13 protein-coding genes are annotated in these 14,124 nt (G+C 62.1%); 11 read left to right on the top strand and 2 right to left on the bottom strand.

What is annotated here, in order from left to right; translation table 11 throughout:
- Window positions 1-168: 168 nt before the first annotated feature.
- The 7 genes from Q7T36_RS16985 (at window position 169) to Q7T36_RS16955 (ending at window position 6,933) form a co-directional block, all read left to right on the top strand.
- Complete coding sequence (locus Q7T36_RS16985) at window positions 169-1,482, top strand: hypothetical protein (protein WP_304851525.1); 1,314 nt, start codon at window positions 169-171, stop codon at window positions 1,480-1,482.
- A 22-nt stretch (window positions 1,483-1,504) separates the two neighbouring features.
- A complete protein-coding gene (locus Q7T36_RS16980; RefSeq protein WP_304851523.1) occupies window positions 1,505-1,939 on the top strand; it encodes a hypothetical protein in 435 nt (144 codons plus the stop codon).
- 100 nt (window positions 1,940-2,039) lie between these two features.
- Complete coding sequence (gene hemB / locus Q7T36_RS16975; RefSeq protein ID WP_304851522.1) at window positions 2,040-3,053, top strand: porphobilinogen synthase; 1,014 nt, start codon at window positions 2,040-2,042, stop codon at window positions 3,051-3,053.
- Between the two features lie 167 nt (window positions 3,054-3,220).
- Window positions 3,221-4,372, top strand: a complete 1,152-nt coding sequence (locus Q7T36_RS16970) for an iron-containing alcohol dehydrogenase (RefSeq protein ID WP_304851520.1) — start codon at window positions 3,221-3,223, stop codon at window positions 4,370-4,372.
- Complete coding sequence (locus Q7T36_RS16965) at window positions 4,372-4,803, top strand: thioesterase family protein (RefSeq protein WP_304851517.1); 432 nt, start codon at window positions 4,372-4,374, stop codon at window positions 4,801-4,803. The genes Q7T36_RS16970 and Q7T36_RS16965 overlap by 1 nt, the downstream gene beginning before the upstream one ends.
- An 86-nt stretch (window positions 4,804-4,889) precedes the next feature.
- Window positions 4,890-5,438: a GrpB family protein gene (locus Q7T36_RS16960; RefSeq protein ID WP_304851514.1), complete on the top strand. Its 549-nt coding sequence runs from the start codon at window positions 4,890-4,892 to the stop codon at window positions 5,436-5,438.
- A 67-nt stretch (window positions 5,439-5,505) separates the two neighbouring features.
- A complete protein-coding gene (locus tag Q7T36_RS16955) occupies window positions 5,506-6,933 on the top strand; it encodes an aldehyde dehydrogenase family protein (RefSeq protein WP_304851512.1) in 1,428 nt (475 codons plus the stop codon).
- 180 nt (window positions 6,934-7,113) lie between these two features.
- On the opposite strand, the gene Q7T36_RS16950 is transcribed toward Q7T36_RS16955, so the two are convergent.
- Both Q7T36_RS16950 and Q7T36_RS16945 read right to left on the bottom strand, forming a co-directional pair.
- On the bottom strand, window positions 7,114-7,686 hold the full coding sequence (locus Q7T36_RS16950; RefSeq protein WP_304851509.1) for a DUF4166 domain-containing protein: 573 nt from the start codon (window positions 7,684-7,686) through the stop codon (window positions 7,114-7,116).
- A 4-nt stretch (window positions 7,687-7,690) separates the two neighbouring features.
- Window positions 7,691-8,641 (bottom strand): homoserine kinase, encoded by a 951-nt coding sequence (locus tag Q7T36_RS16945; RefSeq protein ID WP_304851506.1) that lies wholly within the window; start codon window positions 8,639-8,641, stop codon window positions 7,691-7,693.
- Window positions 8,642-8,903: 262 nt separating this feature from the next.
- Between Q7T36_RS16945 and polA the strand changes: the two genes are divergently transcribed.
- The 4 genes from polA to Q7T36_RS16925 are packed head-to-tail and all read left to right on the top strand — an operon-like array spanning window position 8,904 to window position 14,029.
- Window positions 8,904-11,612: a DNA polymerase I gene (gene polA, locus Q7T36_RS16940; protein WP_304851503.1), complete on the top strand. Its 2,709-nt coding sequence runs from the start codon at window positions 8,904-8,906 to the stop codon at window positions 11,610-11,612.
- The gene (locus Q7T36_RS16935) at window positions 11,599-12,201 is read left to right on the top strand and encodes a DarT ssDNA thymidine ADP-ribosyltransferase family protein (RefSeq protein WP_304851500.1); all 603 of its coding nucleotides are present in this window, start codon (window positions 11,599-11,601) and stop codon (window positions 12,199-12,201) included. Before polA ends, Q7T36_RS16935 begins: the two co-directional genes overlap by 14 nt.
- A complete protein-coding gene (locus Q7T36_RS16930; protein WP_304851497.1) occupies window positions 12,198-12,842 on the top strand; it encodes a DUF4433 domain-containing protein in 645 nt (214 codons plus the stop codon). The genes Q7T36_RS16935 and Q7T36_RS16930 overlap by 4 nt, the downstream gene beginning before the upstream one ends.
- The gene (locus Q7T36_RS16925) at window positions 12,842-14,029 is read left to right on the top strand and encodes a macro domain-containing protein (RefSeq protein WP_304851494.1); all 1,188 of its coding nucleotides are present in this window, start codon (window positions 12,842-12,844) and stop codon (window positions 14,027-14,029) included. The genes Q7T36_RS16930 and Q7T36_RS16925 overlap by 1 nt, the downstream gene beginning before the upstream one ends.
- Window positions 14,030-14,124: the final 95 nt, after the last annotated feature.

Genomic DNA, 14,124 nt, shown 5'->3' with positions numbered 1-14,124 from the left:
ACCGACAGAGCATCGCCGGGAAAACCGTCTTTGTCACTCCCTCCTGCCAGAAAATTCCAGCTTTCCATACCCCTGAATGAGGGTATTTCTACACCGACATGCCTATGATAATTTGGGACAACTATCAGTTCCTGGAGCCGCCTCAAAACCCGGGGCGCAGCATTCATAATGAGAACAGCCAGCGTTTACCTGCTCAGCACCGTGTTACTCGCAGCCTGGCCATTCGCGGCGACGGGACTCACACCGGGACCGACCAACCCCTCGCAATGCCCGACGCACTGGCAAATTTCGAATGAACGCGCCGAGACGTTCAGCCGTACCTATCAGGCCGTCTCCGACCAGAGCAACGCCAACTACCAGCAATGTTCCCGGTATGGTTCGATGTCAAACGAGGGATTTGCCTGCTCCCGCCGGGCGCATGAGTGGTACGAAGCCAACCATGCCAAGGCTGAAGCCGAATACGAACGCATCAAAGCCGCTTACGAACAGCGCCGCGAGCAATGCCTGGGCATCGCCAGCCAGAACAAGGCCGAGCTGGAGGCCCGCGAGAAAGTGGCCGAAACGCAACGCCGCCTGAATGAACAGGCGGAGCGCCAGCAGGAGCAACTTCGCACCGAGGCGTTTAACGCCGAGATGCGCCGGGGGCAGGCCGAACGCGACGCCTACAACCGCGCCGCCGAGGAACGCAACCGGCAGGCACAGCAGCAATATCAGGCGCAACAACAGGCCCAGCAGCAAGCCGCCATCGCCCGTCAGGCCGAAGCCCAACGTCAGGCTAAAATCCGGGCGGAACAGGCCGCGCGCCAGGCACAGGCCGAAGCCGAGCAGCAGCAGGCCATCCATGACCTGCGCATGGGCCTGCTGGAAAAGTCCGGCCGGGAAGCGCAGGAGCGCCTGGACAACGCCCGCGAGAACCACGAGGCCGTGACCGCCGCCAATGCCGATGAAGAGTCGATGCTGACCGCGATGCTGGCGAAAATGGAGGCCGCGCCGCGCGCCGTGCGCGAGATCAAGGCGGATATCGCCAAATCACCGTTGGGCCAGACGATCGGCACGTTGCAGGGGCTGGTTGAAAGCTCCGGCGGCGAAATCGCCCGCGCCGTGACCGGCGAACCGCAGGAAGCGGACGAATCCGGCCGCGTCGAATACCGCCGCGCCGCCGACGAACCGGCGCACAGCGCCAGCATCCCCGCCGCCACGGAAGGCGTGCCGTTGCCCGCGACTGAAGATGCAGGGCAAGCCTGCCGCGTCGCCAGCGATCCGCCGGACCAAACGCCCGCCAACGCTACGATCACCGCCAGTACCGAAACCCTGATGTACCGGCTGGACCAGGCGCTGGCCAGGCTTGAGAGCGAGTGCGCCGGTTCCCCCGACTACGCAAGGGCGCGCCGCGAACTGACCGAGGCGCGCAAGGGTGCCGAGGATGCCTGCAACGCCGTGCAGTCCGGCGGACGGCGCTGTGCGCCCAAACGACACTTTTGAGAACACCCACCGGAGAGTCCCCATGAAAAACGCCCTGCCCCTGACCGCCCTGATGACCGGCTTCTTCGCGCTGACCGGCTGCGCCGTCGCCCCGACCCAGCCGATGACCGCCATGTCGCCGATTACCGCCTACCCGGCGCTGGACTGCCAGGGAGTGCGCAACGAACTGGCCTCGATACAGACCTGGGAAAACTACTACGCTGCCGAGAAGAGCTATCACGACAAGAATGCGGGCACCAGTTCCGCCATTGGCGGCCTGGGCGCCTTTGTGGCGGGCATGGCGGCGGCGGCGGGCGACACCGCCTCTCTCAGCGAAGCCACCAAGCTGAACAGTGAAAACGCCCGCGACCAAGCGGCCGACGAAACCCGCGCCGCCACCGCCAAGGCGCAGCAGGAAGGCATCAGCCGCCGCCGCGCCGCCCTGGAGAGGATCCTGACCCTGAAAAACTGCGGCTGAACCGCCGGGCGGGACCGGTGACGCCCGACGCCGAATCCCGCCCCATCCCCGCGCGTTCTGGAGTATTCTTCCGTCAAAGAATTTGTCGCGAGAGCCTCCCATGTCCCGTTTCACCTTCAACCGCGCCGCCTTCCCTCACACCCGCCTGCGCCGCCTGCGCTCGCAGGAATTCCTGCGCAACATGGTGCAGGAAACCCTGCTGACCCCCGCCGACCTGATCTACCCCATGTTCGTGCTGGAAGGCGAAAACCGCCGCGAGGCCATTGCCTCGATGCCCGGCATTGAGCGGCTGTCGATCGACCTGCTGGTGAAGGAAGCGGAAGTGCTGGCGAAGCTGGGTATTCCCGCCGTGGCGCTGTTCCCGGTGACGCCGCAGGAAGCGAAAAGCCTGCTGGCCGAGGAAGCGTGGAACCCGGACGGGCTGGCGCAACGCGCCGTTCGCGCGCTGAAGGCCGCCGTGCCGGAGCTGGGCGTCATCACCGACGTGGCGCTGGACCCGTTCACCACCCACGGTCAGGACGGCATCATCGACGTCGACGGCTATGTGCTGAACGACATCACCAGCGAGGCGCTGGTCAAGCAGGCGCTGTCGCACGCCGAGGCCGGGGCCGACATCGTCGCCCCCTCCGACATGATGGACGGCCGCATCGCCGCCATCCGCCGCGCGCTGGAAGAGAACAACCACCCCAACGTCTGCATCCTGTCCTACGCCGCCAAGTACGCCTCCAGCTACTACGGCCCCTTCCGCGACGCGGTGGGTTCGGCGGGCAACCTGAAGGGCGGCAACAAGAAGACCTACCAGATGAATCCCGCCAACCGGCAGGAAGCGCTGCACGAAGTGGGGCTGGACCTCGCTGAAGGCGCGGATCTGGTGATGGTGAAGCCGGGCATGCCTTATCTGGACATCGTGCTCGAAGTGAAGGACACCTATTCGGTGCCGACGCTGGTCTATCAGGTCAGCGGCGAATACGCCATGCACATGGCCGCCATCCAGAACGGCTGGCTGGCGCGGGATGCGGTGATCCTGGAGTCGCTGCTGTGCATCAAGCGCGCCGGGGCGGATGCCATTCTGACGTATTTTGCGAAAGAAGCGGCCATGTTGTTGCAGAAGTGAAGCGTTAGAATAGCGACATCAACTCCCTCTCCCCTTGTGGGAGAGGGCCGGGGAGAGGGGTGCGGACAGCGGCCTGAACACAGTCAGCCCAAGAACCACCGCCGTACCCCTCTCCCTAACCCTCTCCCACAAGGGGAGAGGGAATAAAACAAAAACGGAGCCGCCTCATGCACCCCTTCACCTTCACCACCGTCAAGACCGTCATCAGCGAAAGCGGCTCCAGCGCCCGTCTGGGCGAGATCGCGGCGGGCTTGGGCATCACCCGCGCGCTGATCGTCACCGACCCCGGCATCGTCAAATTCGGCCTGCTGGAACCGGCGCTGGCCAGCCTGCAGGCGGCCAACATCCCGGTGACGATCTACAGCGACGTGGTGGCCGACCCGCCCGAAGCCAAGGTGCTGGACTCGCTGCAACTGGCGCGTGACGCGGGCATTGACGGTGTCATCGGTCTGGGCGGCGGCAGCTCGATGGATGTGGCGAAGGTGATCGCGCTGCTGACGAAGTCGGCTCAGACGCTGCCCGAGGTCTACGGCGTCGGCAACGCCAAGGGGACGCGCCTGCCGCTGATCCAGGTGCCGACCACGGCGGGCACCGGCTCGGAAGTGACGCCGATTGCGATCATCACCACCGGCGAAACCACCAAGACCGGCATCGTTTCCCCCCTGCTTTACGCCGACGTAGCGCTGCTGGACGCCGACCTGACGCTGGGCCTGCCGCCCGCCGTCACCGCCGCCACCGGCATTGACGCCATGGTGCACGCCATCGAGGCCTACACCAGCAAGATCCGCAAGAACCCCTACTCCGACGTGCTGGCGCGCGAGGCGCTGCGCCTGCTGGCCGCCAACCTGGTCACCGTCGTCGAAGACGGACAAAACCGTGAGGCGCGGCAAGCCGTGCTGTTCGGCGCGATGCTGGCCGGACAGGCCTTCGCCAACGCCCCGGTCGCCGCCGTCCACGCCCTCGCCTACCCGCTGGGCGGGCATTACCACATCTCGCACGGGCTGAGTAACTCGCTGGTGCTGCCCGCCGTGCTGCGCTTCAACCTGCCCGCCGCCGCGCCGCTGTACGCCGAACTGATGACGGTGCTGGAACCGGAAGCGGAAGGCACCGAGCCCGAACTGGCCCGCGCCTTCGTGGAATCCATGACTGCGCAGATTGCCGCCGTTGGCCTGCCGGTGCGCCTGCGCGACCTGAACGTGCCGGAAGCCGACCTGCCGATGCTGGCCCGCGACGCCATGGCGCAGCAGCGGCTGCTGGTGAATAATCCGCGCACCGTCAGCGAAGCCGATGCGCTGGCCATTTACCAGGAGGTCTACTGATGTCCCGTCCCGTTCCCTCAACCCGCGACGCCTACCGCTGGTTCTGCCCCATCACCACCCGCTGGCACGACAACGACATCTACGGCCACGTCAACAACGTCACCTACTACAGCTATTTCGACACCGTCGCCAACACCTACCTGATTGAACAGGGCGGGCTGGACATCCACCACGGCGACACCGTAGGCTTTGTGGTCAACTCCGGCTGCAACTACTTTGCGCCCATCGCCTTCCCGGACAAGCTGGACGGCGGGCTGCGGGTGAACAAGCTCGGCAAGTCGTCGGTGGAATACGGCATTGCCATTTTCAAGGCCGGAGAAGACACAGCGGTGGCGGAAGGCCACTTCGTGCATGTCTTCGTCAACAAGGCCACCAACGCGCCCGTACCTATACCGGAACCGTTACGGCTGGCTCTGGAAGCTTTGGCTTGACGCAGCCGCACGAAAATCCTGATTTCTGATGACAGTTTGACCTACAATGGAAAAATAGCGGTCTGACAACCCGGCGAGGCAAGGACATGACCCGTGCGCTGACAGAAGAAGAATTACAACAACAAGCCATTGCCGAAGGGGTGAGTATGCACCCCTATGACCCGGCATGGCCGAAGCGCTTTTCCGAGGAAAAGGGCCGCTTGCTGCGCCTGTTTCCCGATCACCTCATCGAAGTGCAGCATATCGGCAGCACGGCCATTCCCGGCCTGCAGGCCAAGCCCATCATCGACCTGATGGCGGGCGTGGGGTCCATGGAGCAGGTGCTGCAGCTGGTGACGCCGCTGCGCGCCTCAGAATACCTGTATTTGCCCGACCTCAACGAAAACCTGCCCGAACGCCGCTGGCTGCTGCGCCATCACGGCGGGCACCGCACCCATCACCTGCATCTGGTGGAGCATGGCGGCCCTGAATGGCTGCGACTGCTGCGATTCCGGGATGAACTGCTGCACAACCCTGAACTGACGGCGCGTTATGCCCGTCTGAAGGAGGAAATGGCGGGCCGTTACGGACAGGACCGCGATTCCTATACGCGCTCCAAATCGGACTTCATCAAAGCCGTGCTGGACAAAGGCTGACGCCATCCGCGTCACGTCTGCCCCCTTATCCCCATTTTCCCGACCGGACCCCTCGCCGAGAATTTCCATGCTGAAAGCCGCCTACCCCTATTACCTCGCCAACGAAGCCGTTTACGCCAACACCGACCTGCCGGTCACCGACAAGTACACGGGGGAAATCGCCACTCGCGTGGCGCTGGCGGATGCGTCCGTGATTGAGCTTGCCATTGCCGCCGCCGTCAAGGCGCAGGAAGCCATGGCGCGCATGCCTGCCTATGAGCGCCAGCAGATCCTGGACCATTGCGTGCGCCGCTTTCGCGAGCGCGCCGATGAGCTGGCGGAAAGCCTGTGCATCGAGGCGGGCAAGCCGATCAAGGATGCCCGGGGTGAAGTGACGCGGCTGATCGACACCTTCCGCATTGCCTCGGAAGAAGCCACGCGCATGGGCGGCGAAACCATTCCGCTGGACATCAGCCCGCGCGCCAAGGGCTATCGCGGCATGAGCAAGCGGGTGCCGATCGGGGTGTGTTCATTCATCAGCCCGTTCAATTTTCCGCTGAACCTGGCCGCGCACAAGGTGGCCCCGGCCATTGCCGCCGGTTGCCCCTTCATCCTGAAACCGGCCAGCCTGACGCCGCTGGGCGCGCTGATCATGGGCGAAATCCTGGCCGAGACCAGCCTGCCCAAGGGGGCGTTCTCGGTGCTGCCCTGCAGCCGCGACGGCGCCGACCTGTTCACCACCGATGAACGGCTGAAGCTGCTGAGCTTCACCGGCTCACCGGAAGTGGGCTGGGCGCTGAAGGCGAAGGCCGGAAAGAAGAAGGTGGTGCTGGAGCTGGGCGGCAATGCCGCCTGCATCGTTGACAAGGACGCCGATCTCGACGACGCCGTCACCCGCATCATTTTCGGCGCGTTCTACCAGTCCGGGCAAAGCTGCATCAGTGTGCAGCGCATCCTGGCGCATCAGGATATCTATGACGACCTGAAGGCGCGGCTGGTGGCCGCCACGCAAAAACTGGTGATGGGCAATCCGCACGACGAATCCACCTTCATTGGCCCCATGATCTCGGTGAAAGAAGCCGAAAGGCTGCAGCAGTGGGTGACCGAGGCGGTGATTGCCGGGGCGAAGGTGTTGTGCGGCGGCAACCGCGAGGGGGCCATGCTGGAAGCGACGCTGCTGGAAAACGTACCGGCGGGCTGTGCGCTGAACCAGGAGGAGGCTTTCGGCCCGGTGGCGGTTCTCAGCGCATTCGAGGACTTCGACGATGCATTGATTGAAGTGAATTCCAGCCGGTTCGGGCTGCAGGCGGGCATTTTCACCCGCGACCTGTACAAGGCGATGAAGGCCTGGGATACGCTGGAGGTGGGCGGCGTGGTGATTGGTGATGTGCCGTCGTGGCGGGTGGACCATATGCCTTACGGGGGGGTGAAGGACAGCGGTTTGGGGCGGGAGGGGATTCGTTATGCGATGGAGGACATGACGGAGATTCGGTTGCTGGTGATTCGGGAGGCTTGAGAGGTGCGTAAAGCAGCTCTTATACTACGACAATGATGTGGCGACTTTCATCCGCCTTCCGCGGGAGCGACTTTTGTCTTGGCAAAAGTCACCAAAACCGTGTCCTCCGCCAAAACTCGCTGGCCGGGTTGCCTCCGCCCACCACCTCGCTTCCTTGGCTTCGCTGACCCGTCCGTTGGCTCAGACAGTTGGCTGCGGACGGCCGGGTTGGGAAACCGGCTTCAGCCAGCCCCGGTACCGCACAATCAACCCCACCAGCGGCAACCGGATTTCCACATGGAAGCGGAACCGCCCTTCCTCCCCGGTTTCCCACGCCTCGCCATTCGGCGATAAGGCCACCGGCAGCGGGATTCCGAGGAAGGTCCAGCGTTTGACGATCAGGTTCATCCTCCCGTTTTCCAGCACCAGCGCCATGGTGAAAACGAAGGGCCCGAACCGTTCGCGGATGCGGCCTGGCTGACCGTCGGCATATTGCCAGCTGTGGAAACGCACGCCGTTGAAGTCGCGTTGCCAGTGTTCCACGCCATCCTTGACCGTGAAAGTGACCGTCAACGGGACATTGTGACCGGCGGGCGGAAAACCCATGATCGCGGCGACCAGGAAGGACAGCGGATGGCGGCCACGGTCGATGTCGGCCTGCCCGGCGACGGTCAATCGGTCGGTGACGGTGTGCAGTTCACGGACGGGGGCCGGTAACTGCGGCCAGACGTCGCCCAGAATCTGTTGATACAGCGGCTGGTCCTGCCCTGTCATGACTTTATTCCCCCATCATCCGCGCCGCCACCATCTTTTTCATCTCATTGGGGTCCTTCTGGGTCATGGCCTCGCCGGTGCGCCCTTCCGCCGCGTTGCGCGCGGCAACACTGAGGCGCGACAGCCAGAAGCGGGTGGCGGCCATGCCGAGGAAAGCCGGCAGGGCTTCCTGTTCGTCGGCGGTGAGCGGGCGGACGTTGTTGTAGGCGCGCAGGAAGGCGTGGTACAGGTCCTGGTCCAGCTTCACCGAGGGCCAGGCGCTGCAGAAATCGTTGATGGTGATGGCGACGTCCAGCAGCCAGTAGTCTTCCCCGGCCTCGGAGAAGTCGAGGATGGCGCGCAATGCTTCACCTTCGAACAGGGTGTTGTCACGGAACAGGTCGCCGTGGATCAGGCCCATCGGCAGGTCTTCGTAGTCCTCGACGGTTTCCTCGAAGTCCTCCAGGATGGTTTCCAGCAGCAGCTGGTCGGTCTTGCCCATGGTCTTGCGGGCCTTGTTGGCTTCGGCCTCCCACCACTCCTGCCCGTGCGTGTTTTCGCGGTGCAGCGGGTATTCCTCCAGCCCCAGATGCAGCTTTGCCAGCGCCTCGCCAATGGCGGCGCAATGCGCGACCGTGACCGGCGATGGATGCCCGCCGATAATGCGCGGCGCCAGTTGCACCGGCTTGTCACGCAGGGTCAGCAGCGACTTGCCGTCCTTCGCCACCAACGGCCCGGCCACCGGCACGCCTTCACGCTGCAGGTGCTGCAACAGCGGCGGCAGGAAAGCGGCTTCGGCGGCATTCAGTTCCTCAAACAGCGTCAGCACGAACTCGCGGCCGTCATCGCCGCGCACAAAGTAATTGGTGTTCTCGATGCCGCTGGCGATGGGGTCGCAGCCGGTGACGGTGAGGCCGTAATGGTCGGCGGCAAAGGCGCGGATTTCGTCGAGGGTGAGTTCGGTATAGACGGACATGGGGGTGATCCAGCGGAAACGGTTTGATAAGGGGGATTCTACACGGGCTTGACCGCTTTTAGTCCCCTCCCCCTTGTGGGGGAGGGTTAGGGTGGGGGGTGCGGAAAGTGGCCCGAACAAACAGCCGTTCAAGCTCAACCGCAGTACCCCTCTCCCCCGCCCTCTCCCACAAGGGGAGAGGGAGTTTTACTGCGCCCTTCAGGCGCAAGATGTAATAAACTTCCCCCCATTCGTTCCCCTTGGCACCCCGGACACCCCTTTCATGACAACCAAGCCCCTGATGCTGGTCGACGGCTCGTTCTACATCTACCGCTCCTACTTCGCGCTGCCGCCGCTGACCACCCGCAGCGGCCAGCCCACCGGTGCGGTGAAAGGGGCGCTGAACGCCTTGCAGAAGCTGCTGAAGCAGTACCAGCCCACCCACTGCGCGGTGATCTTCGATACCGGCGGCCCCACCTTCCGTCATGAAATGTCCGCCGACTACAAGGCGCACCGGCCACCGACGCCGGATGACCTGAAGTCGCAGTTCGAGCCGTTGCAGAACCTGGTGCGGGCGATGGGCATTCCGGTGGTGATGCTGGAAGGCGTGGAAGGCGACGACCTGCTGGGCACCCTGGCCGTGATGGCCGCCAGCCACGGCCACGACGTGCTGATCTCCACCGGCGACAAGGACATGGCGCAGCTGGTCAATGACCGCATCACCATCATCAACCCCTTCTCGGAGAAGACGCCGATCCAGGATGCCGCCGGGGTGCTGGAGAAGTTCGGGGTGCGGCCGGACCAGATCATTGACTACCTGGCGCTGGTGGGCGACGCCAGCGACGGTATTGCCGGGGTGCAGGGCGTGGGCCCGAAAACCGCCGCCAAGTGGCTGCAGACCTACGACAACCTCGACAACCTGATTGCCAACGCCGACAAGCTGACCGGCAAGGTGGGCGAGACCTTCCGCAACAGCCAGGAAACGCTGGCGCTGGCGCGGAAGCTGGCCACCATCCACAGCAACCTGCACCTGCAGCTGGGCATGGACGACCTGAAGCGCCGCGACAGCGACCGCGAGGCGCTGACCGAACTGTACAAGACGCTGGAATTCTCCGGCCTGCTGGCCTCGCTGGACACCACCGCCCTGCCCACCGTCGAGGAGGACGAAGCGCCCTCCGAACCGCCGCTGACCACCCGCTACCATACGGTCTTCACCCAGAGCGCCTATGACGCGCTGCTGAAGCGCCTGCACGAAGCCCGCGGCTTCGCCTTCGACACCGAAACCACCAGCCTGAACTACCGCGAAGCGCGCATTGTCGGTTTCTCGGTGAGCCTGGAAGCGGGCGAAGCCTATTACGTGCCGCTGGCGCACGACTATCTGGGTGTGCCGGAACAGCTGGACCGCGACACCGCCCTCGCCGCCCTGAAACCGATCCTGGAAAACGAGCACATCGGCAAGATCGGCCAGCACCTGAAGTACGACACGCACGTGCTGGCCAACCATGGCATCACCCTGCGCGGCATCGTCTTCGACACCATGCTGGCCAGCTATGTGCTGGACGCCACCGCCACCCGCCACAATATGGACGACCTGGCGCGGCACTACCTGAACTACCAGACCACCACCTTCGAGGAAATCGCCGGCAAGGGGGTGAAGCAACTCAGCTTCAACGCCGTGGAAATTGAAACCGCCAGCGCCTACGCCTGTGAAGACGCCGACATCACGCTGCGGCTGAAGGAACACTTCCAGCCGCTGCTGCTGGCGCAGCCGAAGCTGAACCACCTGTTCCACGACCTGGAAATGCCGGTGGCGCCCATTCTGCAGCAGATGGAAGCCAAGGGCGCGCTGCTGGACTTTGACCAGTTACAGAAGCTGAGCGTGGCGATGGCGAAGCGGCTGGCGGAGCTGGAAACCGAAGGCCACGACATTGCCGGAACGCCGTTCAACCTGGCCTCGCCGAAGCAGCTGGGGGAAATCCTGTATGACAAGCTGATGCTGCCGGGCGGCAAGAAGACCGCCAGCGGCCAGTATGCGACGGGCGAGGATGTGCTGGAGCAGATTGACCATCCGCTGGCGAAGCTGGTGCTGGAGCATCGCGGCCTGAGCAAGCTGAAAGGCACCTATACCGACAAGCTGCCGCAGCTGGCCGATCCGGTGACGCGGCGCATTCATACCTCGTATCACCAGGCGGTGGCGGCGACGGGCCGGTTGTCGTCGTCCGATCCCAATTTGCAGAACATTCCGGTGCGCACGGCGGAAGGCCGGATGATCCGCCAGGCCTTTATTGCGCCCAAGGGCTATAAGCTGGTGGCGGCCGACTATTCGCAGATTGAGTTGCGGTTGATGGCGCACCTGAGCGGCGATGCGCGGTTGCTGGATGCCTTTGCGCTGGGTGAGGATGTGCACAAGGCGACGGCGGCGGAGGTGATGGGGGTGCCGTTGGCGGAGGTGACGCACGAGATGCGGCGGGCGGCGAAGGCGATCAATTTCGGGCTGTTGTACGGGATGTCGGCCTTTGGGTTGTCGAAGCAGCTGGGGTCGTCGATGCCGCAGGCGAAGGCGTACATTGATCTGTATTTTGCGCGGTATCCGGGGGTGCGGCGTTATATGGAGGAGACGCGGGAGCTGGCGAAGAAGCAGGGTTTTGTGGAGACGCTGTTTGGGCGGAAGTTGCCGGTGCGGGAGATCAACAGCAAGAATGCGGCGATGCGGGCGGGGGCGGAGCGGGCGGCGATTAATGCGCCGTTACAGGGGTCGGCGGCGGATATTATCAAGCGGGCGATGATTGCGGTGGATGCGCAGTTGAAGTTACAGCAGTTTGATGCCTCCCTGCTCATGCAGGTGCATGATGAATTGGTGTTGGAGGTTAGGGAGGATCAGGTGGAGTCGGTGAGTGCGATGTTGAAGGTGGCGATGAGTGGGGTGGCGAGTTTGGCGGTTCCTCTGCTCGTGGAAGTCGGCGTTGGATCGAATTGGGATGAGGCGCATTGATGGAGATGCAGACAAAATGACTGACATCCGGACACAGCAACTGCTCTACCACTTAACAGACTTAGAAAATCTGGAGTCAATTCTGAACACTGGCTTGTTACCAAGAAACCAGCTTGATAGGTTTCATGACATAGCAGACCCTGAAATCATTGACCATCGCAGAAGACACAACCTCGATAGTCACGTTCCTTTCCACTGGTTTGCCCGCAATCCGTTTGATGGCAGGGTGCAAACAGATCATCCTGATAAGGAGTTTGTTTTAATAACGGTGAATCGCCTTTTTGCCGCACGGCAAAAATGGAGGATTATTCCAAGACACCCGTTATCAAATGAGGAGCTCGAACTACACGATTACGAACCAGGCTTTAACGCCATTGATTGGGAAGTGATGAATCAGAGAGACTATCACGACCCTGAATGCAAAAGTATTTGCATGGCTGAGTGCCTGTCGCCAAGAATCGTGCGCCCTACGGATTTTGCTATTATTTTTGTTCGAAATGATGAGATAAAAGCTATCGTCTGGGAAATGGCACAGCTTAGGGGACTGAATATAAATGTGATTTCTAATCGCCACATGTTCACAAGATGAGCACCTCAATTATCGACCCGAACAAGGCCCGGATATGGCGCATCATCCACCGGGACAACCTGCCGTGGACGCTGGCAAACGGCCTGCACTGCGCCAATAGCGCCACGCGGTCGCCTGACTGGATCAGCATCGGCAACAGCGAGTTGATCAGCAAGCGCGCCCGACATCCTGTTCCGGTGCCGCCCGGCGGGGTTCTGAACGATTACGTCCCGTTCTATTTCACGCCATGGTCGGTGATGATGAGAAACATTCTGACCGGGCGCGGAGGTGTCACCCGGCGAGACAAGGACGAATTGCTGATCCTTGTCAGCAGCCTGCATCACATTGCCGCCCAAGGCCTGCCGTTCGTGTTCACCGACACACACGCCTATTACCATCATGCTCATTATTACAGCGATACCAGTAGCCTTGACAGGATTGACTGGCCGTTGCTACAAAGCCGTGATTTCCGGCGTGACGCCGATGATCCGGTGCGTTTCGAGCGGTATCAGGCAGAAGCATTAGTCCACTGGCATTGTCCGATGCATGCCATTCAAGGCATCGTGTGCTATACCGATACACAGAAAGAATTCGCGGAGCAGCTCATTAATACTTCTGGTTTGAAGCTGCCTGTTACCACCCGACCGGGACTGTATTTCTAATGATCACTTATACCCAGGGCAATCTGCTGGAAGCCGATGTCGAAGCCCTCGTCAACACCGTCAACACTGTCGGGGTGATGGGCAAGGGTATTGCGCTGATGTTCAAGGAACGGTTTGCCGATAATTTCCGGCGCTATGCGGCAGCCTGCAAATCCGGCGAGGTAAAAACCGGCCGCATGTTTGTCACCGAAGTCCATGAACTTGGCGGCCCGCGCTGGGTCATCAACTTTCCCACCAAGCAGCACTGGCGTTCGCCCTCCCAACTGGTCTGGGTCACCGAAGGCCTGTCTGATTTGCGGCGTTTTCTAGTGGAACATCAGGTGAAATCGATCGCCATACCGCCGCTTGGCGCAGGCAATGGCGGCCTGAACTGGTCGGAAGTGCGTCCGCACATTGAGTCTGCTTTGGCCGATCTTGACGTCAACATTCTGATCTATGAGCCAACCCGCGAATACCAGAATGTTGCCAAGCGCAACGGTGTGGAAGAGCTGACCCCTGCCCGCGCGCTGATCGCCGAGCTGGTGCGCCGGTATGAGGTGTTGGGGCTGGAATGCAGTTTGCTGGAAATCCAGAAGCTGGCCTGGTTTCTGGAGCGCACGATCTCCCGCTTGATGCCCGGCAACAAGGTGCTGGACCTGCAATTTTTGGCGCATAAATACGGCCCTTATGCCAACCGGCTGGATCATCTGCTGCATAACCTGGATGGCAGTTATCTGCATGCCGACAAGCGCATCAGTGATTCCAGGCCGGTTGATCTGATCTGGTTTGACGATAGCCGCAAGCTGCAGTTGCGGACTTATTTGCAAACGGAAGCCAAGCCGTATCTGGATGCGCTGGAGCAGACGTCAGCGTTGATTGACGGTTTTGAATCGCCGTTCGGGATGGAGTTGCTGGCGACGGTGGATTGGCTGTTGGTGCGTGAGGGCGTTTCGCCGGATGTGCTGTCGATTCGGGAGGGGTTGCGGCAGTGGCCGGCGGCGGGTTCCGGGGAGCGGAAATGCCGGTTGTTTGATGATCGGGCGATTCAGTTGGCGTTGGATCGTTTGACGGATGGTAGTTTCCGAAAGAGTGATGAGGTGGCTGTTACCTGTCCAGAGCGGCAGCCGCCGGCGGCGTTGGTCGGGCGAGTTACGGAGTGCGGGAATGTTATGGACTCTATGCCGCTTGAAGACTGGAAGCTGCAGTAGCGCTGGCGGCGCATGGCGGCGAACTTAGCTTCAATTTAGCTCCGTCGATTTTTCTGGACGATGAGAGATTATAAGAGGCTATGAGAAACATAGTA

The sequence above is a fragment of the Fluviicoccus sp. genome (assembly GCF_030646115.1).
Classification (GTDB): Bacteria; Pseudomonadota; Gammaproteobacteria; order Pseudomonadales; family Moraxellaceae; genus Fluviicoccus.
The sequence above is the reverse complement of the archived record's forward strand: the minus strand, read 5'-3'. Positions and strand labels throughout refer to the sequence as shown.